25 protein-coding genes are annotated in these 18,394 nt (G+C 66.2%); 14 read left to right on the top strand and 11 right to left on the bottom strand.

The genetic code is table 11. From position 1 onward, the window contains the following. Positions 1–37 precede the first annotated feature (37 nt). The 3 genes from D3261_RS05040 to D3261_RS05030 all read left to right on the top strand — a co-directional run bounded on the left by D3261_RS05040 (position 38) and on the right by D3261_RS05030 (position 1,948). Complete coding sequence (locus D3261_RS05040; protein WP_120069738.1) at positions 38–1,204, top strand: thiolase domain-containing protein; 1,167 nt, start codon at positions 38–40, stop codon at positions 1,202–1,204. Beyond that, entirely contained in the window at positions 1,201–1,554 is a 354-nt protein-coding gene (locus D3261_RS05035) for a Zn-ribbon domain-containing OB-fold protein (RefSeq protein WP_120069735.1), read from the top strand. The genes D3261_RS05040 and D3261_RS05035 overlap by 4 nt, the downstream gene beginning before the upstream one ends. A 61-nt stretch (positions 1,555–1,615) precedes the next feature. Next, positions 1,616–1,948, top strand: coding sequence for a BsuPI-related putative proteinase inhibitor (locus tag D3261_RS05030; protein ID WP_120069732.1), 333 nt, complete (start codon positions 1,616–1,618; stop codon positions 1,946–1,948). Here D3261_RS05030 and D3261_RS05025 read toward each other — a convergent pair. Beyond that, on the bottom strand, positions 1,945–2,874 hold the full coding sequence (locus D3261_RS05025; RefSeq protein WP_120069729.1) for an NAD-dependent epimerase/dehydratase family protein: 930 nt from the start codon (positions 2,872–2,874) through the stop codon (positions 1,945–1,947). The two genes, D3261_RS05030 and D3261_RS05025, sit on opposite strands and share 4 nt — an antisense overlap. Positions 2,875–2,976: 102 nt before the next feature. On the opposite strand from D3261_RS05025, the gene D3261_RS05020 reads away from it, so the two are divergent. The 7 genes from D3261_RS05020 (at position 2,977) to D3261_RS04990 (ending at position 7,487) form a co-directional block, all read left to right on the top strand. Next, complete coding sequence (locus D3261_RS05020; protein ID WP_233553892.1) at positions 2,977–3,678, top strand: thioredoxin domain-containing protein; 702 nt, start codon at positions 2,977–2,979, stop codon at positions 3,676–3,678. Between the two features lies 1 nt (position 3,679). Beyond that, entirely contained in the window at positions 3,680–4,228 is a 549-nt protein-coding gene (locus D3261_RS05015) for a tRNA (cytidine(56)-2'-O)-methyltransferase (RefSeq protein ID WP_120069727.1), read from the top strand. Positions 4,229–4,267: 39 nt separating this feature from the next. After that, positions 4,268–4,786: a transcription factor gene (locus D3261_RS05010; protein WP_120069724.1), complete on the top strand. Its 519-nt coding sequence runs from the start codon at positions 4,268–4,270 to the stop codon at positions 4,784–4,786. Then, positions 4,786–5,451, top strand: coding sequence for a DUF2110 family protein (locus tag D3261_RS05005; RefSeq protein WP_120069722.1), 666 nt, complete (start codon positions 4,786–4,788; stop codon positions 5,449–5,451). Before D3261_RS05010 ends, D3261_RS05005 begins: the two co-directional genes overlap by 1 nt. Further along, the gene (locus D3261_RS05000; RefSeq protein ID WP_120069720.1) at positions 5,448–6,191 is read left to right on the top strand and encodes a DUF5803 family protein; all 744 of its coding nucleotides are present in this window, start codon (positions 5,448–5,450) and stop codon (positions 6,189–6,191) included. Before D3261_RS05005 ends, D3261_RS05000 begins: the two co-directional genes overlap by 4 nt. An 81-nt stretch (positions 6,192–6,272) precedes the next feature. Next, positions 6,273–6,983: a metal-dependent hydrolase gene (locus D3261_RS04995; protein WP_120069718.1), complete on the top strand. Its 711-nt coding sequence runs from the start codon at positions 6,273–6,275 to the stop codon at positions 6,981–6,983. Positions 6,984–7,091: 108 nt separating this feature from the next. After that, complete coding sequence (locus tag D3261_RS04990; RefSeq protein WP_120069715.1) at positions 7,092–7,487, top strand: OsmC family protein; 396 nt, start codon at positions 7,092–7,094, stop codon at positions 7,485–7,487. 324 nt (positions 7,488–7,811) lie between these two features. Here D3261_RS04990 and D3261_RS04985 read toward each other — a convergent pair whose 3' ends face one another. Next, a complete protein-coding gene (locus D3261_RS04985) occupies positions 7,812–8,549 on the bottom strand; it encodes an SDR family NAD(P)-dependent oxidoreductase (protein WP_120069713.1) in 738 nt (245 codons plus the stop codon). An 84-nt stretch (positions 8,550–8,633) separates the two neighbouring features. Beyond that, positions 8,634–11,261: a hypothetical protein gene (locus D3261_RS04980; RefSeq protein ID WP_199693926.1), complete on the bottom strand. Its 2,628-nt coding sequence runs from the start codon at positions 11,259–11,261 to the stop codon at positions 8,634–8,636. Between the two features lie 930 nt (positions 11,262–12,191). Between D3261_RS04980 and D3261_RS04975 the strand changes: the two genes are divergently transcribed. Further along, positions 12,192–13,154, top strand: coding sequence for an ROK family protein (locus D3261_RS04975; RefSeq protein WP_120069710.1), 963 nt, complete (start codon positions 12,192–12,194; stop codon positions 13,152–13,154). A 21-nt stretch (positions 13,155–13,175) separates the two neighbouring features. Here the strand turns inward: D3261_RS04975 and D3261_RS04970 are convergent, their stop codons facing one another. The 3 genes from D3261_RS04970 to D3261_RS04960 are packed head-to-tail and all read right to left on the bottom strand — an operon-like array spanning position 13,176 to position 15,307. After that, positions 13,176–13,946 (bottom strand): hypothetical protein, encoded by a 771-nt coding sequence (locus D3261_RS04970; RefSeq protein ID WP_120069707.1) that lies wholly within the window; start codon positions 13,944–13,946, stop codon positions 13,176–13,178. Next, positions 13,943–14,320, bottom strand: coding sequence for a hypothetical protein (locus D3261_RS04965; RefSeq protein ID WP_120069704.1), 378 nt, complete (start codon positions 14,318–14,320; stop codon positions 13,943–13,945). The genes D3261_RS04970 and D3261_RS04965 overlap by 4 nt, the downstream gene beginning before the upstream one ends. A gap of 36 nt (positions 14,321–14,356) precedes the next feature. Continuing rightward, positions 14,357–15,307, bottom strand: a complete 951-nt coding sequence (locus tag D3261_RS04960; protein ID WP_120069701.1) for a GTPase — start codon at positions 15,305–15,307, stop codon at positions 14,357–14,359. 111 nt (positions 15,308–15,418) lie between these two features. Between D3261_RS04960 and D3261_RS04955 the strand changes: the two genes are divergently transcribed. Together D3261_RS04955 and D3261_RS04950 are read left to right on the top strand one after the other, a co-directional pair. Next, positions 15,419–15,772: a DUF5518 domain-containing protein gene (locus D3261_RS04955; RefSeq protein WP_120069698.1), complete on the top strand. Its 354-nt coding sequence runs from the start codon at positions 15,419–15,421 to the stop codon at positions 15,770–15,772. A gap of 56 nt (positions 15,773–15,828) precedes the next feature. Then, the gene (locus D3261_RS04950) at positions 15,829–16,140 is read left to right on the top strand and encodes an ASCH domain-containing protein (RefSeq protein WP_120069695.1); all 312 of its coding nucleotides are present in this window, start codon (positions 15,829–15,831) and stop codon (positions 16,138–16,140) included. Between the two features lie 14 nt (positions 16,141–16,154). On the opposite strand, the gene hisE is transcribed toward D3261_RS04950, so the two are convergent. Genes hisE through D3261_RS04930 form a run of 4 tightly spaced genes read right to left on the bottom strand, consistent with a single transcriptional unit; the run spans position 16,155 to position 17,749 of the window. Then, positions 16,155–16,463 carry a phosphoribosyl-ATP diphosphatase gene (gene hisE / locus D3261_RS04945; RefSeq protein ID WP_120069693.1) on the bottom strand — a complete coding sequence of 103 codons (309 nt, stop codon included), beginning with the start codon at positions 16,461–16,463 and terminating at the stop codon, positions 16,155–16,157. Beyond that, complete coding sequence (locus tag D3261_RS04940; RefSeq protein WP_120069691.1) at positions 16,460–16,918, bottom strand: bifunctional nuclease family protein; 459 nt, start codon at positions 16,916–16,918, stop codon at positions 16,460–16,462. Before D3261_RS04940 ends, hisE begins: the two co-directional genes overlap by 4 nt. A gap of 45 nt (positions 16,919–16,963) precedes the next feature. Continuing rightward, entirely contained in the window at positions 16,964–17,551 is a 588-nt protein-coding gene (gene pdxT / locus D3261_RS04935) for a pyridoxal 5'-phosphate synthase glutaminase subunit PdxT (protein WP_120069689.1), read from the bottom strand. A 36-nt stretch (positions 17,552–17,587) separates the two neighbouring features. Further along, positions 17,588–17,749, bottom strand: a complete 162-nt coding sequence (locus tag D3261_RS04930; protein ID WP_120069686.1) for a preprotein translocase subunit Sec61beta — start codon at positions 17,747–17,749, stop codon at positions 17,588–17,590. 95 nt (positions 17,750–17,844) lie between these two features. Here D3261_RS04930 and trxA point away from each other — a divergent pair, with 95 nt between their 5' ends. Next, a complete protein-coding gene (gene trxA / locus D3261_RS04925; protein ID WP_120069684.1) occupies positions 17,845–18,114 on the top strand; it encodes a thioredoxin in 270 nt (89 codons plus the stop codon). Positions 18,115–18,145: 31 nt separating this feature from the next. On the opposite strand, the gene D3261_RS04920 is transcribed toward trxA, so the two are convergent. Beyond that, complete coding sequence (locus D3261_RS04920) at positions 18,146–18,349, bottom strand: hypothetical protein (RefSeq protein WP_120069681.1); 204 nt, start codon at positions 18,347–18,349, stop codon at positions 18,146–18,148. Positions 18,350–18,394 lie beyond the last annotated feature (45 nt).

Raw genomic sequence — 18,394 nt, 5'->3', positions numbered from 1 at the left:
GGCAGGTCTTTGTGTCTCCGACCCTTGATAAACGTCGATGACACGAGCAAGCGTCGTCGGCGCGGACATGACGACGTTCGGCGTCCACGAGCGCACCCTCACGGAACTGTTCGCGACGGCGGCGCTCGGCGCGTACGATGACGCCGGCGTCGGCCCCGACGACATCGACGCCCTCTACTTCGGCAACGCGATGGGCGGCCAGACCGAGAACGACACCCACCTCGCGCCCGCGGTGGCCGCCCAGATCGGGCTCGCGGGGATCCCCTGTCAGCGCTTCGAGGACGCGTGTGCGACCTCCTCGAACGCGTTCAAGAACGCCGTCGAGGCGGTCGAGGCAGGGGTTCACGACACCGTTCTGGTTGGGGGCGTCGAGCGCTGCACCCCCGAGACGGGTCTCGGCACCGGCGAGATGACGCGGATCTTCGCTTCGGCCTCCGACCGCTACTACGAACAGCCGACGGGACTCACGTTCCCCGGCGTGTTCGCGCTCCTCACGAAGCGCCACATGCACGAGTACGGCACCACCGAGGAGCAGCTCGCCCACGTCGCGGTCAAGAACCACGCCAACGGCACCCGGAACCCGAACGCCCACTTCGGGAAGGAAATCACTGTGGAGGACGTCCTCGACTCCCCCGTGGTCGCCGACCCGTTCCGGCTGATGGACTGCTGTCCGTTCTCGGACGGCGCGAGCGCCGTCATCGTCACCAGCGACGAGAACGCGGACTCGTTCGACAACCCTGTCGACGTCGGTGGCGTCGGCCACGCGACCGACATCGTCCCGCTGAGCGCGAAACCCGTCGTTCAGGCCACACAGGCCGCCCGCGACGCCGCGAGTCAGGCCTACGAGCAGGCCGAGACGAGCGCCGACGAGATGGACTTCGCGGAGGTCCACGACTGCTTCACGGGGGCCGAGGTGATGGCGAGCGAGGCCATCGGCTTCTTCGAGGACGGCGAGGGCGGGCCCGCCGCCGCCGAGGGTCGCACAGCGATCGACGGCGACCGGCCGATCAACCCATCGGGTGGGTTGAAGGCGAAGGGCCACCCGATCGGGGCCACGGGAACGGGCCAGATCGTCGAGCTCACCGAACACCTCCGAAACAACGCTGGCGAGCGCCAGATCGACGGGGCCGAACGCGCCGTCGCGCACAACTTGGGTGGCGACGCCGCGACCACCGTCGTCACGGTGATGGAGGCCCGCGAATGAGCCTGAGTCACGCCGAGTGGGTCGACGCGCTCCGCGACGGCGACCTCCTCGGGGTCCGCTGTCCGGACTGCGGGACGATCTACGGCACGCCGTTCGCGGTCTGCAACGAGTGCGGGAGTCAGGACGTGGAGACGACCGAACTCCCGACCGCGGGCGAGGTCTACACCGAGACCACGGTCGAGGTCTCCCCTGTGGGGTTCGAAGCTCCCTACCAAGTAGGAATCGTCCAACTCGACGGCGCGCGGGTCACCGGCCGGCTCACCGGCGAGGTCGGGATCGGCGACCGGGTGGTCCTCGACGGCGTGCTCGAAGCCAACGACGAGGTCGCGCCGGTCTTCACGGCCGAATAGGTTCGGCGGGGCCACCACGACGGTCCCCGACGTTTTTGCAAGCGCGCGCCGACATCCGCGCATGTCACTTACCGGGAGCCTCGACCTCCGGACGAACCCCGACCGGGTCTCGTTCACCTTCACCGTCGAAAACGACGGAGACGAGCCCGTGACGCTCTCGTTCCGGAGCGCTCGGACCGCCGATTTCATCGTGCTCGACGGTGAGGGGGAGCGCTGGCGGTGGTCGGAGGGGAAGATGTTCGCCCAGGCGCTTCGGTCGGACGAACTCGCGCCCGGCGAGACCGTGACCTACGACGGTGAGTGGTCGAGCCCGGTGTCGGGGACCCACACCGCGGTGGCGACCCTCGAAGCTGAAAATCAGGAGTGTGAAGCGCGAACCGAATTCTCGGTTTAACAGATCTCGTCGATGAGCTCGCGCGCGCCGCGCCGAATCGCCTCGTCGCTCGACAGCTCGGGTTCGTAGCCGAGGTCGGTGAGCTTCTCGACCGCGAGCCGCATCTTCGGGACGTCGCCGGTCCAGCCGCGGTCGCCGCCGGTGTAGGAGTACTCGGGGTCGACCCCCATCTCGTCGGCCACGATGTCCGCGATTCGGGTTACCGAGGTCGTGGTCTCGGTCCCGAGGTTGTAGGTGTTCATCGGTTCTTCAGTACTCTCGACGACGTGACAGACCGCCTCGACACAGTCCGAGACGTGGAGGTAGGATTTCTCCTGTCTGCCGTCACCGAGGATCTCCAGTTCGTCGGGGTTCTCGTCGAGCTTTTCGATGAAGTCGGGTACCACATTGCCGCGCTGGTTCGGGCCGACGATGTTCGCGAAGCGATAGAGCCAGACGGTGAAGTCGTAGGAGTGAGCGTAGGTCGAGAGCAGGCCCTCGTCGGCGAGCTTGCTCGCGCCGTAGATCGAGATGGGTTCGAGCGGTGCGTGGTCCTCGGGGGTCGGCATCGGGGCTTCGCCGTACACAGTCGAAGAGGAGGTGAAGGCGATGTTCGAGACGCCGACCTCGTCCATGCGTTCGAGGACGTTGTAGGTCATCGCGCCGTTCTCCTCGAAGAGCTGGCGCGGGTCCGCGTAGTTGGTGTCGGTGTAGGCCGCGAAGTGGAAGACGCAATCGAGGTCCTCGGTGACGGCCGCCGCGACGTCGTCCTCGCTGGTCATGTCGGCCTCGACGAACTCGGCCCCGTCGGGAACCCGCTCGCGGTCGCCCTTCGAGCAGTCGTCGGCCACCACGACCTCGTTGTCGTCGAGGAGGTGGCGCGCGAGGTGCGAACCGACGAGACCCGCCCCGCCCGTGATGAGCACGCGTTTGTCGGTGAGGTTCATGTCCCGAATGCCGAGTCGTGGAGTATGGCTCTTGCGGTCCCTGCGGTCCGGATCCGCCGCGGGTCGCGGGATTTATGCGCGCCGGGGCGTAATGGTCAACCAATGGACCAGAACCGCGGGCCGGCGGACCGAACGGGGGACAGATCGACGTCGACCCGCCGCCGGATGCTGCTCGGCGCGAGCGGGGTCGCCCTCACGTCCCTCGCCGGCTGTCTCGGCCTGGGTGGCGGCTCGGCGAGCGCGGATTCAGACCTCCCCAACTACAACGCGAGCGGCGGTCTCTCGGTTAACCAGCCGCTCGACGCCCCCGTCAAGGGCGACCCGAACGCCAGCGTGACCGTGGCGGCCTACGAGGACTACGCCTGTCCGCACTGCCAGGAGTACGTGCAGAACGTCGTGCCGGAGATACAGAGCGACTACATCGACTCGAACGACATCCGCTACGAGCACCACGACTTCCCCATCCCGGTCGACGACCCCGCCTCCTACACGGCCGCGAACGCCGCCCGGGCCGCCCAAGCGCTCGCCGGCGACCAAGCCTTTTGGACCTACCTCGACCAGCTGTTCGCGAATCAGAGTTCGTTGGGCCCGGAGTTCTACGCGTCGCTCGGCGAGGAGACCGGGCTCGGTGCGAACCGGATCAGGAACGCCGCGACGAACCGGCGGTTCGAACGGACCATCGTGAGCGACAAACAGCAGGGCATGCAGAAGGGTATCGAAGGGACGCCGGCGGTGTTCGTCAACGGAACGGCGGTGGACCCGACCGTCGACGCGATCAGTTCGGCGATCGACGCCGCGCAGTGAGATGCAGGGCGAACCCGAAGTCCACGTGCTCCGGCTCGGCCACCGGCCGGGTCGCGACGAGCGGATGAGTTCGCACGTGGGGCTCACCGCCCGAGCGCTGGGTGCCGACCGGGTGGTCTTCGCTGGCGAGGCCGCCGGCCCCGGGGAGACCGTCGCCGACATCACCGAGCGCTTCGGCGGCCCGTTCGAGGTCGAGGTCACCGACGCCTACCGCCCGTTGCTGCAGGAGTTCCCGGGTCCCGTCGTCCACCTCACGATGTACGGTCTCCCGGTGGAGGAGGTCGAAACCGAGATCCGAAGCGCCCACCGCGACCGGCCGCTGCTGGTCGTCGTGGGTGCCGAGAAGGTCTCCTTCGACGTCTACGAGGCCGCCGACTACAACGTCGCCGTCACCAACCAGCCCCACTCGGAGGTGGCCTCGCTCGCGGTGTTCCTCGACCGGCTCTTCGAGGGGCGCGAACTCGACCGCGAGTGGATGGACGCCGAGCGCCGAGTGGTGCCGAAGGCCCGCGGCAAGCGTGTCGAGAGCCCCGGTAACGACGGGGAGTGAACGATGGGTTTACCCGCCCCCGTACCCGAATAGGGCCAAATGGCGTTCGAGGACCTCCTTTCTGATCCGGTAGTGCAGACCTATCTCCACGAGCTCGTCGGTCCGCGGGGGATGCCCGTCGCGGCCGCCCCACCCGACGGCGAAGTCACCGACGAGGAACTTGCCGAGGATCTCGACCTCGAACTCAACGACGTCCGGCGCGCGCTGTTCATCCTCTACGAGAACGACCTCGCGAGCTACCGCCGGCTCCGCGACGAGGACTCGGGCTGGCTGACCTACCTCTGGACGTTCGAGTACGACTCGATCCCCGAGAACCTCCGGGACGAGATGGAGCGGCTGCTCGACGCGCTCGAAGAGCGCCGGGAGTACGAGCGGACCCACGAGTTCTTCCTCTGTCAGACCGACTCGATCCGCTTCGAGTTCGAGGAGGCCATGGAGTTCGGCTTCGAGTGCCCCCAGTGTGGCTCCGAGCTCGAATCGCTCGACAACGACCAGCTCATCGAGGGGATGGACACCCGCATCGATCGGCTCCGGTCCGAACTCAACGTCCCCGCCTGATGGTCGTTCTCGCTACCAAGTGTTACGTCGAGGGCGACGCCCGCGAGCGGGCGCTGGACGGTCTCCGGTCGCTGGTCGAGAACGCCGTCGGCGACCTCGCGGTCGAGTACGAGGTCGGGCTCCGCCACGACGACTTCCCGAGCGTCACGGTGTCGGGCGAGGACGAGACCGTCGCCCGGAACGTCCTCCGCGAGGAGTGGGGCGCTATCACCCCCGAGTTCGAGGCGGGTGAGGTCTACACCGGCACCCTCGAACACTGGGACGACGAGGGACTGGTGCTTGACGCGGGCGAGGAGATTCGAATTCCGAGCGACCAACTCGGTCTGGGTCCCGGGACGCCCGACCAGGTCCGGACGCGCTACGGGCTGGTCCAGCATCTCCCGATGCAGTTCGTCTACGGCGACCCCAACCGATTGGCCGACGCCGAGCGCGACCGGCTCTACGAGTGGTCGCGGGGACCCGGTCGGGTCAACGTCAACAGCGCGACACGTGGGGAAACCCGCGCGACGGTGAACCGGGCGGGCCACGCCCAGGACATCATCACCGTCGAGCGGCTCGGGCTGCTCGAACAGAGCATCGTCTGTGCCGAGGGCACCGACCCACCGGGACTGCTCGCGAGCATCGGGGGCTATCTCCCCGCCGAACTCCTCTGTGTCGTCGAATGAACCGAACGCGAGCGCTCGGATTCGTCCTGTTCCTCGCGTTCGTCGCGCTCGCCGGCTGTACGTCCGCGTTCGGGCCGAGCCCCGCGAATCAGGACGCGCTCACCCAGAACGAGAGCTACGACTGGAACACGGACGTCAACGCCTCGATCAACATCACCGGCGGGAGCTACGAGGCGGTCTACCGCGTCGATAACCGCTCCGAATTCGTGGTTCAGCGTCGCGACAGCCTCCAGCGCGACCGACCGCTCGCCATCTCGGCGCTCAAGTTCCAGTACCCTAACGGTAGCGTGGTGACGGCGGCCTCGCCGAAACTCAACGCGACCAACGAACAGGAGCGAACGGTGATCGACCTCCCGGCGCGCGACGGCCGGGTCGCGTTCGAGTCCTCGGCCCAGGGCAAGCAGTTCGTGACCGAGACGTTCGTCCCCGGGAGCTACGAGGTCACGATTCCGAAGGGAATGCGGGTCGACTACGAACCACTCGCGCGGGTCGACCCGGGCGACTACGAGACCGAGCGCACCGCCTCGGGCCACGTCCGTATCCACTGGGAGAACGTCGAGAGCGATAGCGTGGCCGTCCGGTACTACCTCGAACGCGACCTCTACATCTTCGCGGGCGGGCTGGCGATACTCGTAGTCGTCGCCCTCGTCGGTGTGCTCTACTACCTCCGGCAGATCCGCGGGCTCGAAGCGGAGCGCCGCAAGGCCAGTCCCGACGGGAACCGCCGGGACGACCCCTGACGGGTCGCCGGAACCCGCCGCGTGAATTGTTCACACGCCCGCCGCACAACTAAGTGTGCCGCGCGAGTATCGGGGACTGCAATGGAACTCACCTGGCACGGCCACTCGACGTGGTACGTCGAGGTCGGCGACACCAGCCTCCTGATCGACCCGTTCTTCGACAACCCGCACACGTCGAAGGAGCCGGCGGACATCGAGGAGCCCGACTACGTCGTACTCACCCACGGCCACGCCGACCACATCGCTGACGTCGGCGAGTTCGCCGACGCGACCGTGGTCGCCACCCCCGAACTCGCGGCCTACGTCGAGGCGGAGTTCGGGGTCGCCGAGACGATCGGGATGAACATCGGCGGGACCGTCGAGTGCGACGACGCCTACGTCACGATGCACCGCGCCGACCACACCAGCGGCATCGACATGGGCTACGAGTACGAACTCGGGATGCCGACCGGCGTCCTCGTGAGCGACGAGCAGCCCGGTCCCGACGGCACCGGCACCTCGTTCTACCACGCCGGCGATACGGGCTTGATGCCCGAGATGCGCGACGTCATCGCGCCGTTCCTCCAGCCCGACGCGGTCGCGCTCCCGATGGGCGACCACTTCACGATGGGGATCTGGCAGGCCTCGATCGCGGCCGACTGGCTCGACGCGCCGCACGTCTTCCCAATGCACTACGACACCATGCCGCCGCTCGAAGCCGACCCCCAGGAGTTCGCCGACGCGGTCGACGAACGCGCCGCCGACAGCGAGGTCCACGTCCTCGACGACGACGGCTCGTTCACCCTCGACTGACCCGCGCTCGACCGTTCCGACCCTCGACCGGGTCCACCGTGGGACCGCGGCCGCCACGCACACGAGTGGGACAGGCTTACGTCGCCGGCAGTCCAACCCGCGAGCGCAATGGCAGACATCACCGTCAACAGTACGTCCGAGGAAGGCTTCTCGACCACCAGCCGCCTCGGCGAGTTCGAACTCACCATCGACGCGACCGAACAGGAGGGGCCGGAGCCGAACCAGACGCTCGTAGCCGACTACGCCTCGTGCTATATTCCGGCCTTCCGCGTCGGTGCCCAGCAGAACGACTACGACGACCTCGGAAAGGTCGAGATCGACGCCGAGGCCGACCTCGACGACGACGACGACCTCACCGCGATCCGCTTCGACATGCGCGTCGAGGCCGACATCAGCGGCGACGAGGACACGCTCGTCGAGACCGGCGAGGAGATCTGCCACGTCCACTCCGCCCTCAAAGAGGAGCTCCACGCCGATATCTCGGTCGAAGGCGACGCGTTCTAAAACCACTTTTTTACTTCGTCGGGTGCGCTTCGCGCACCACTCCTCGCAAAAACCTGGACTAAAAAGGGCCGCTCGTTCGGCCTGCGGCCTCACTCGCGGTACAACGACCTCACACTCCGCAACCGCACAGCACCGCCTCCGCTGAAGCCCTCACTCACCCCTCCGGGGTTCGTTCGCCCTTCATCCACCAGGAGAGCACAGCTCTCCTGAGCCTCGGCTCGCTCCCGCTCGCCGAGATACCAGGAACCGCAACCGCCACCGCAGGCCGCGGCGACCGCACTGCGACCGCGCCGCAACCGCCGGCGGCGGCGGCCGCCGCCCCGCTCAGATCCGTTCGGGTCGCCAGCCACCGTCGACCGCGAGGTTCTGCCCGCTCAGGTAGTCGCTACCGTCTTCGAGGAAGATCAACATCGCCTGGGACATATCCTCAAACGATGCCGCGCGGCCCCGCGGCAGGTCCTCGGGGAACACGTCCGAGTTCTCGACCACGTACGGCGAGATGGCGTTCACGGTGATCTCGGTGTCCTGAGTGTCGGCGGCGAGCATCCGGGTGAACATTATGACTCCTGCTTTGGCGACGAAGTACGGGAAGTTCTTCGGCGCGACGAGGAGTCTGTCGGCGCTCGCGTAGCCCACGTTCACGATCCGGCCCCAGTCGTTCTCGCGCATCCCAGGGAGGGCGCGTTTCGAGCAGAGATACGTCCCGTTGAGGTTGGTTTCGAGCACCAGGTTCCACGTCTCGAAGTCGATCTCCTCCCAGTGAGTCGGCGCGAACGCACCCACGTTGTTGACGAGGATCTCGACACTCCCGAGGTCGGCCTCGACCGCCGAGAATAGCTCGCCGACGGCGCTGGGGTCGGTGACGTCGCCCTGCACCGTTACCGCCTCGACGTCGTGCTCGCGCGCCGCGTCCGCGACCTCCTCGGCCGCGTCCGGGCTGGTGTTGTAGTGGACCGCGACCGACGCGCCGCGTTCGGCCAGTGACAACAACAGTTCGCGCCCGACACCCTTCGCGCTGCCGGTCACCAGCGCCGTCCGCCCCGAGAGGTCTGGTTCGATCATGAGTTAGATCGTCCTCGAAGCGATTTATCGTCTTGCCTCGAGGAATCGAAAAATCGAGGGGAGAGAGACGTCTCGGTGCGGATATCAACCGAGCCGGCCGAACGCCGGGAGCGCATCGGACGGGGGGGAGCGGCGCTCCTCGTTCACGACACGACTCCCATCGCGGTAGACGGTCGCATCGCCGTCGATATCCAAACTGACGACCTCGCCGGGGAACGCATAACTGTCTCGGCCGCCCTCGCCCACTTGACCCGTTACGGTATCGTTTTCGATGCCGTCGTTGGGGTCGACTGTCGCACCATCCATCGAGGTACTCTTCACGACCCCGTCGCTCGTCACCAGCGTGTATTCGGCACGGCTCTCGCTCTCTATCGTGAGCGTGTGATCGAGGTAGGTGGCCGGATCGACCGAGTCCTCGTTGTAGTAGAGGTTCGCCCCGCCGTCGAGCCTGAGCCGCGTTATCTCGCCGAGGATCGCGTAGCTGTCCCGGCCGCCACCACCCACTTGACCAGTGGCGGTCGTCCCATCGATATCGTCGTTGGGGTCGACGGTGGTTCCATCCACGACCGTGCTTTTGACGATACCGTCGGTGGTCGCGATCTCGTACTCCGTTCCCGGCGCACCATCGATCGATATCGTATCTGGAAGGTATCTGGACGGATCGACCATTTCACCGTTGTAGTAGAGGTTCGCCCCGCCGTCGAGAACGAGTCGCGTTATCTCACCGGAGAACTCGTAGCTGTCGCGACCCCCATCGACGTGTCCTGATGCGTTCGACCCGTCAAGGGTATCAGGATCGTCGATAGTGGTGTTCGTCATCGCAGTACTCTTTTCGAGGTCGCCGCTGACACCGAGTTCGTAGTCGGTCTCCGGTGCACCTTCGATCGTGAGAACGCTCGATCCGATCTCGGTAGGATCGACCTGCTGTCCGTCACGGTAGACGGTCGCATCGCCGTCGACGTCCAAGCTGACGACCTCGCCGGGGAACGCATAACTGTCTCGGCCACCATCGCCCACCTGACCCGTTACGGTATCGTTTTCGATGCCGTCGTTGGGGTCGACTGTCGCACCATCCATCGACGCGCTCTTCACGACCCCGTCGCTCGTCACCAGCGTGTATTCGGCACGGCTCTCGCTCTCTATCGTGAGCGTGTGATCGAGGTAGGTGGCCGGATCGACCGAGTCCTCGTTGTAGTAGAGGTTCGCTCCGCCGTCGAGCCTGAGCCGCGCTATCTCGCCGGAGAACGCGTAGCTGTCCCGGCCGCCACCATCCACCTGGCCGGTAGCAGTTTTGCCGTCAATCGTGTCGTTGGGGTCAGCCGTCGCACCGCTCATCGCGGTGCTCTGCTCAAGATCGCCGCTCACAGCCAGTTCGTAGTCGGCACCCGTCGCGCCTTCGATAGTGAGAACGTTCCGCCCGGTGTTCCCCGATGGGGTATCCGGGTTCGTGTCATCGGTGGTCGGTACCGGACACGTACCGCTGTTCGAGATGGTACCGATATCCACAGCGCTGTTCTCGCGTACCACGGTTCTACCGGTCGTGTTGATCGTACAATCGCGTACCACACATCCATCGGAGTCAACCAGTCGAAGACCGTCGCGACCGTCCTCACTGGATTCGATACAACATCCCTCGACCATGACCCCGGGGCGCTGACGGATCTCGATGGCCGCGCTCCCGTCCGCACTCCCAACAATACTCACGTTTTGAACCGTGCCGTCGTACGGCGAGTCAGTCGAGTAAGCCCCGCCGGTAGGGTCTTTCGCGAGAAGACCCCGTACCCCGTCGACGTCGCTCCGGATCCGGGTGTTCGCGACTTCGAACCGACCGATATCCGCCGACGCTACCACGCCGCCACTCGAGTGTGATGCGTCGGCAACGACGACGTCACAGTTCCTGACCACCGGACCCGCGGTATCGAGCGAACCGACCTCCAGACGAACACCCCGGCCGTTCAGCATATCGTTCGGGTTTGGACTGTCGCTCGATGACATATCGACCTCGATGGTCGCACCGTCGACGTAGCTTCCGCGGCTGCCGATGCGAACTTGAGTGATATCGTTGTTCCTGAACACCCCGCCCTCCACCTGCACGACGCCGTAAGTCCGGCTACAGTACATCGAGTTGTTCGGGTATCCCGAGATGTGGCAGTTTTCGAAAGTTATCGTCCCCTCCGTGGCGATGCCGACCCAGATGCCAATACGACCGCTACCCCGGTTGTACGCACCCATCAATCCCGCGTTCTTCGCGACGACGTTCGTCACCCGTCCGACCCCATCGGACGAACGAACGATGGGCGAAAGCGCGTTAGTGACCTCGGGATTACCGCTTCCTTCACCTCGTGGATCGCTGTCGGGATGGATCCCCTGACCGATGAACTCCACGTCGTGGATCTCGAGGTCGTCATCCGCACCGAGGTGGAGACCGGGTGTTGCCCCGGACGCCGTGAGGTCGATATCGATGCCTTCGAACAACACTCCCGTACCGCGGTCGACCACCAGCGCCTTCTGATTGAAATTGGTCGGTACTTTGAACGCAACATCGCCTTCGCCGAAGAAGCCGATGTTCGTCATCTCGAGCACGACGTTTTTCTGCGTGAGTTTGTACTCCCCGGGAGGGAATTTCAACAGGGTATAGTCGTCGGCAGCATCGGTGATCAAATCGTCGCACGGTTCGGAGCCCGTGGGGTCGCAGCCGACATCATCGACCATATCAACGACCGTCCGAAACTGGATCCCGTGACGTTCGGTAGCGGCGCTGCCCCGCGCTGAAAGCAAACCAGTGGACCCGATCGCGGCTCCGGTAAACGTCAGATACGAACGCCTGTTGAGTGGGAATTCGGTCGTCGCTTCGTCGTCAGTCGTGGTGGCTTCGTCGTTGCGTGGCATCTGTTATGGTTTGGATACGGGTATTCGAGGTCCGTCGTTACTTTCGAACGAGAGTCCGTCACGCCCCCATCCCCCTGCAATGGAGCACAGTACCCTCACCATCTGATGCGGGACTGAAAGGGATCTATGAGCGGGATCAATCGGTTTGGTCAAATTTCGCCACCGAACACGGTTGTCGTCAGTGGAACCGTCGAATCCCCTCACCCAGCGGTCTTCAGTGACCCCAGAACCCATCGGTCGACCGAGGGGAGCGGCGCGGTGCGGTAATTCGGTCGTGAACGGTATCTCGGTGCGTTCAGTCGTTTCGGCCGTCGTTTCCTCACACATTCTCTTCCTCCCTCCGTCGCTTGATAGTTCATCCAAACAGAGGCATATAAATAATTCCATATTCGTCCGAAATATCATTTGTAAAGCATCGAGAGCGGATGAACGAGGTGTTCATCGCGGTTCAACCCGACGTACGGTCCTAGCGTTCGTGGGCAGACGGCCATCGACGAAACCACCGACGAAACAGGGATCGCCATTGGGAACCCCCAGGATTTCGTATCGAATAGACGCTTCCTCGCGGTTTTGCCGCCGTAACTCCACAAGGGTGTGGTCCCTGTCGACGTGTAGATCTTCACGATGGGGTGGTTGACTCCCCGTTACCGGTCTCGGTTCGCTTCACGGGTTCGTATTGAACCCCGTACGGAGGCGTGACGCTCACAGCGACGAACCGTGATGAACTAAGTCGCCGGCCGCCACGATCGAGCTATGGCGAACTACGCCGGCGTCGACCTCGGCGGGACGAACCTCCGGGTGGTCGTCGCCGATGCGGACGGGAACATCGACGGGTCCGACAGACGCGAAGCCCCGCGCGGCCCCAACGGGCTCGCGGTCACCGAAGCGATCCTCGAAAGCCTCCGTGAAGCGACGGCGGCGGCGGGCGTCGACCCCACGGCCGTCGAGGCGGTCGGCATCGCCGCCGCGGGCCGCCTCGACCTCACCGAGGGACTCGTCGAACCAACCAACATTCCCGTGGGGGAAGTCCCGCTCCGCGGCCCCGTCTCGAACCTCCTCGACACCGACGAGGTCTACCTCCACAAGGACGTCGCCGCGGGCGTCATCGGCGAGCGCTACCACGCCGAGCGCAACCCCGACGACATGGTCTACCTCACGATCTCCTCGGGGATCGGTGCGGGCGTCGCGGTCGACGGCAACATCCTCGGCGGCTGGGACGGCAACGCCGGCGAGGCGGGTCACATGACCGTCGATCCAACCGGTCGAATGGACTGCGGCTGCGGGAAGGAGGGCCACTGGGAGGCCTACTGTGCGGGCAGCAACATCCCCGAGTACGCCCGCCTGCTCTGGGACGACGACGGCCGGCCCGAGACCGCCCTTCCGATCGAGGACGAGGGGTTCACCGCGGTGGACATCTTCGAGAACGACGACGACGCGTTCGCGGGCCACGTCATCGACCGGCTCGCCGACTGGAACGCGCTGGGGATGGCGGACATCGTCCACGCCTACGCGCCGCTCGTGGTCTCGGTCGGCGGCGCGGTCGCGCTCAACAACGAGGCCGAGGTCGTCGACCCGATGCGCGAACGCCTCGACGACCTCGTGATGACCAACGTCCCCGAGATCCGACTCACCTCGCTCGGCGACGACGTGGTGGTCGAGGGCGCGCTCGCCAGCGCGCTCACCGGCGGCACGGGCGACGCGGATTACGGCCGATAACCGACGACCAACCGACCCACCTCAGTCCGGTGTGTAGCGTCGCCCGCCGACGTAGAGCTCCTCGCCGTGGACGATGAGCGACCCCGAATCGGCGTCGAACGCGGTCGGCGCGTCGACCGAACAGCTCCCCGAGAGCCGATGCGTTCCGGGGCCGTTGGCACGTATCGCGGCCTCGTTCGCGGCGAGGGAGCAGTTCACGAGTCCATATGACTCCATCAGCGTGCTCCAGATGGCGTATCGATCCCCGGAGGATCCGATCGCACATCGTTTGGCGAAGACGTGGCCGTTCTTCCCCGAGATGGCGGCGTCGCCGTTGCCACGAAACACGCAGTTACGGAGCGAGACCGGACCGGCGAACTGCGAGAGGCCGTCGAAGGCGAGCCCCTGGATCGAGTAGTGGGACTGCTTTCCCCAGAAGGTCGAGTTGATCCCCGACTCGACCGCGACGCGCTCGGGTTCGTCCGGGTCGCCCACGAGACGGAGCGTGGACTGGGCCTTCTGGACGAGCGGCCCGGTGTGGATCGCGGGCGCTTCGTCGGTGTAGCTCCCCGGCCGAACGTGTATCGTGACGTCGTGTTGGACGAAGACCGGGAGGCGGTTGAACGCCGCCTGGATCGTCGCGAGCGGGTCGTCCGCCGTCCCCGGTCCCTCGTCGTCACCCGCCGAATCGACGACCAGTTCGCGTTCCCGGACGGTGGTCAGCGGCCGACTCACCAGTCCCCATCTCGGGACTTCCTCCTCGATCCGGACCCACTGGCGGTCCGCGTCGCGTCCGCCGTCGGCCCGACTCACTGCAACGCCTCGCGCGAGGCGGCGAACTGAATTCGACTGTTGACCGTGTCGCCGAGCGAGAGTTCGACCAGGTCCTCCGAGAGCACGCGCCCGCCCTCGACCGGAACACCCCACGTCGAGAACCGGAGGTAACCCCGGATGTCGTTCGCGTGGGTGAAGAGATCGAGATATTCGACCTCGTGTTCGGGGAACGCCTCGGCGCTGTGGGCCTGGTCCATGTCCGAGTAGACCGTTTCGAGGTCGGCGAAGAAGGTTTCCAGTTTCTCGGCGTCGTCCTCGGTGGCCGCGACGACGCGCTTCGAGGCCTCGCGGATCTCGTCGGTCGAGAGCCCGGCCTCGCGGAGCGCGCGCTGGGTGCGCTGGTCGAAGTGCATAGCCGGGATTCGAGGGCCGGAAGGAAAACCCCGCGGTCAGTAGGGGAGTTCGGGTTCGTAGCCCACTGCCTCGACCGCCGCGTCGACGAGTTCCTCGATACCCTCCTCCTGTTCCACGCTCAGATAGTGGTCGGCGTCGAGATCGTCCGAACGGTCGGCCTTCGTACAGACGGTGAGCACGGGCACCGAGAAGCGGTCCTCGACGCGGTCGCGGAGCGCGAGCTGCTGGGGAAGCGGGAAACCACAGGCCTCGCTCGCGTCGACGAACACCAGCACGCAGTCGGCGACGTGGGCCAGCGCGCTCTCGGCCTGGAGTTCGACCTCGTTGCGGGTGCCGTCGTCGCGGTCGAGCAGTCCTGGGGTGTCGACCAGCTGGTATCGGATGCGCTCGCGCGAGAGGTGGCCGACGCCGATCCGGGTTGTGGTGAACGGGTAGGAGGCGACCTCGCCGCGGGCGTTCGTGACGTGGTTGACGAAGGTGGACTTCCCGACGTTCGGGAAGCCCGCGACCACGATCGTCGGTTCGTCGGGGCGGATGTCGGGGAGGGTTCGGAGCTCGTCGCGGGCTGCTCCGAGCCGTTCGAGGTCGGGCTCGACCTCCTCGACCACGTCCGCGAGCCGCGCGAACGCCTGCTTTCTGAGTTTCCGCGCCGTCTCGACGTCGCCGCGGAGCCGGCCCTGGTACTCGCTCTTGAGTTCGGCGGTCTTCTGGCTGGCCCAGCGGACCTCCGAGAGGCTCTTTCTGAGCTCGTCGACCTCGACGAGCGCGTCGGCGAGTTCGTAGTAGAACGGGTCGACGGTGTCGAAGTCCGGCCAGCTCGTCACGACGTGTTCGAGGTTGTCCGAGAGCACGTTCGCCGCGGTCTGGAGCATCGACTGCTGGCCGTCGGTGCCCGACTGTGCCCGTCCGGCCCGCGCCGCCCGCGAGAACGCCCGGTCGATGAGTTCCTCCGCGGTCGGCGTGGTGGGGAGGTCTTCGAAAATCATGCGGCCCGTACAGCAGGGATACGTAAAAGCGCGTTCGTCGGTGCGCGCGAGCCCTCGCCCCGGAGACCCGCAGTCGATATGAATATACCATCCCGCCGACTACTCACGGCTATGACCAACTGGCGGGCGGTCGGGATCGGGTTTCTCATCGAACTGGTGTTGAGCATCGTCGGCGCTATCCTTCCCGTGATCGGCCAGCTGTTCGCGGCGGTCGTCGGCGGGTTCGCCGCCGGCTACATCGCCGGCGGGGGACTCGGTCGCGGGTTCTGGCACGGCCTGCTCGCGGGCGCGCTCGGCGGCATCATCGTCGCGGTCCTCGTCGGTCTACTCGTCGCCGTGTTCGACGTCGCGCTCGGGTTCGGCGGGCTGCTCGGCGGGAGCGTCCTCGTCATCGGGGTCGGCCTCGCGTTCATCATGGCCATCCCGAGCGCGATAGCCGGAGCCGTCGGCAGCCTCCTCGCGTAACCGAACGGAGAACGAGGCACCCGATTCCTTTTGCACACCGGCCGCGTAGCCCGCGCATGGCCCAGATACAGCCCGGCGACCTCCTCCCGAACGAACACCTCGAACGCCTCGTCGCCGACGGCACCGTCACCCAGCTCCACCGCGGCCACCAGTACGCCGAGGAGGGCGACACCTTCGAGGTCGGCGGCGAGATGTTCGAGGTGCTCGACGTCGAAGCCCGAAAACTCGGCGACCTCACCGACGAGGACGCGCGAGCGGAGGGTTCGGCGGACCTCAACGCCTACCGCGAGCGCCTCGACGCCGTCCACGACGAGTTCGAGTGGGACGACGACAGCGAAGTCGTCCGCCACCGCTTCGCCCCGCGATAACAGTTCTACTTCGCCTACCGCCGGGTTTCGAGTTCGGCCCTGAGTTCGTCGAGGCTCACGTCGTTCATCGAGAGCGTCACGAGGAGATGATAGACCAGGTCCGCGCTCTCGGCGACCAGCTCCTCGTGGTCGTCGTCCTTCGCCGCGAGGATCACCTCCGTGGCCTCCTCGCCCAGCTTTTCGAGCACCCTGTTCTCGCCCTTCTCGTGGGTGAACAGCGAGGCGGTGTAGGACCCCTCGGGCAGGGTCTCCTTCCGGTCCTCGATGACCGCCACGAGGTCGTCGAGCACCGGGTCGGTCTGGCGGGCGGAGTCGTCGCTCACAGGTCCGCGACCTCCCGGATGTCGTCGAGGTCGTCGAACGTCGTGCGCTCGCGACGGCCCTCGTCGTACACGCCGGGGTCGATCTCGATGTCGGCTCCCGTCCGGGCCGCGAGCGCGAGCGAGTCGCTCGGCCGGGCGTCGACCACCGTGGTGCCCCGCGGCGTGTCGAGATGGAGGTCCGCGGTGTAGGTACCGCCCTCGCCCTCGCTTTCGAGCGAATCGACCACCACCTTATCGACCCGACCGCCGAGCTCCTCGACCACGTCGAGCAGGAGGTCGTGGGTCAGCGGCCGGCCGATATCGACCGCGTCGAGCCCGCGGGCGATCGCGGCGGCCTCGTCGAACCCGATGAATATCGGCAGGAGGTCGGGTTCGCTGTCGGGGGCCAACAACACCACCGGCACCGGGCCCGACGGCGTCCCCGCGACCCGCACCGCGTCGATGTGGGCGTTCATACCCCACCGACGACGCCGATGCGCAAAAGGCTGTCACCGGCGGGGTCACTCGGGGGACTCGAAGAACGCCAGCCCGTGGATCCGCGCGTCGTCGGTGAGTTCGGGGTGGAAGGCCGTCCCGATGACGGGGCCGTCGCGCACCGCGACCGGGTGGCCGTCGAACGTCGCGAGCACCTCGCACTCGCCCACGCTCGCGACCTGCGGCGCACGGATGAACACGGCGGGGAACGGCTCGTCGAGCCCCTCGACGTCGAGTCGGGTCTCGAAGCTGTCGCGCTGGCGGCCGAAGGCGTTGCGCGCGACCGTCGCGTCGACGAGGTCCAGACAGTCCACCCGGTCGTCGCCGGCGTCGGTACACGCCACGATGAGACCGGCACACGTCGCGAGCAGGGGTTTGCCAGCCGCGACGTGCTCGCGTATCTCCGCGGCGATACCTTCACGCTGGAGGTGAGCCGAGATCGCCGTCGACTCCCCACCCGGGAGAAGGAGGAGGTCGCAGTCGGGGACGGTCCCCGAGGTGTGGACCTCGATCGGCTCCGCGCGCTCGCCGTGGGCGCGGGCCGCGCGCTCGATGGCGCTCGCGTGTTCGCGGAAATCACCCTGAACGGCTATCACGCCGGCGGTGAGGCTCATAGCGGACGGAGGCGATGGACGAAAAAGAACGTCCGGTTACAGCATGACCGTCAGCGCCATCACGAACAACCCGAACGCGACCCCGAAGGCCACGACCGACTCCGGACTGATCCGGATCGCGTTCTGGTCCTCGGCGTCGAAGTACCGCACGAGTCCCGCGCTCGACATCAGCCCGCCGGAGTTCTGGCCGCTGCTCATACCATCGCTGGAGCCGGGAGAGTCCTAAGCCTTTCGTCGGCCGCTGGCCGGTGAACAACGCTTATCAGTGGTGGTGACGTAACCAGAGGTGAACAATGAGCGTCACACTGAAGGATTTCTACGCCGACTGGTGCGGCCCCTGCAAGACTCAGGACCCGATCCTCGAGGAGATCGAGGCCGACCGGGACGGGAGCGTGGAGTTCGAGAAGATCGACGTCGACGAGGACCAGGAGACCGCCAACGAGTACCAGGTTCGCTCGATCCCCACCCTCGTCGTCGAGAACGACGACGGTGTCGTCGAACGGTTCATCGGCGTCACCCAGCGCGACGAGATCGAGTCCGCGCTCGACGAAGCCGGCGCGTAGGTCGACCGACCGCGAAGCCGCGTTTTCCCGTTTATCGAAGCCGCTGATAGGCACGGATCAGTATCTCGGCGACAGCGCCGATAACGCTCGACCGGTACGCGAGCACGGCCGCGCCGAGGTAGAGCGCCGCGACGTCCTTCTTGCCCCGGTAGAGGGCGATGGCGGCCTCGACCACCATCGAGAGCGCGCTGAGCTGTCCGGACCGTTTCGAGGTGAGGAGGCTGATGAGTCCCATGTCCCTCGTTTGCGTCGCCGAGGGCATAAGCCTGCGCCCGGCGCG

Source organism: Halococcus sp. IIIV-5B (genome assembly GCF_003602035.1).
Taxonomy (GTDB): domain Archaea; phylum Halobacteriota; class Halobacteria; order Halobacteriales; family Halococcaceae; genus Halococcus; species Halococcus salsus.
The sequence above is the reverse complement of the archived record's forward strand: the minus strand, read 5'-3'. Positions and strand labels throughout refer to the sequence as shown.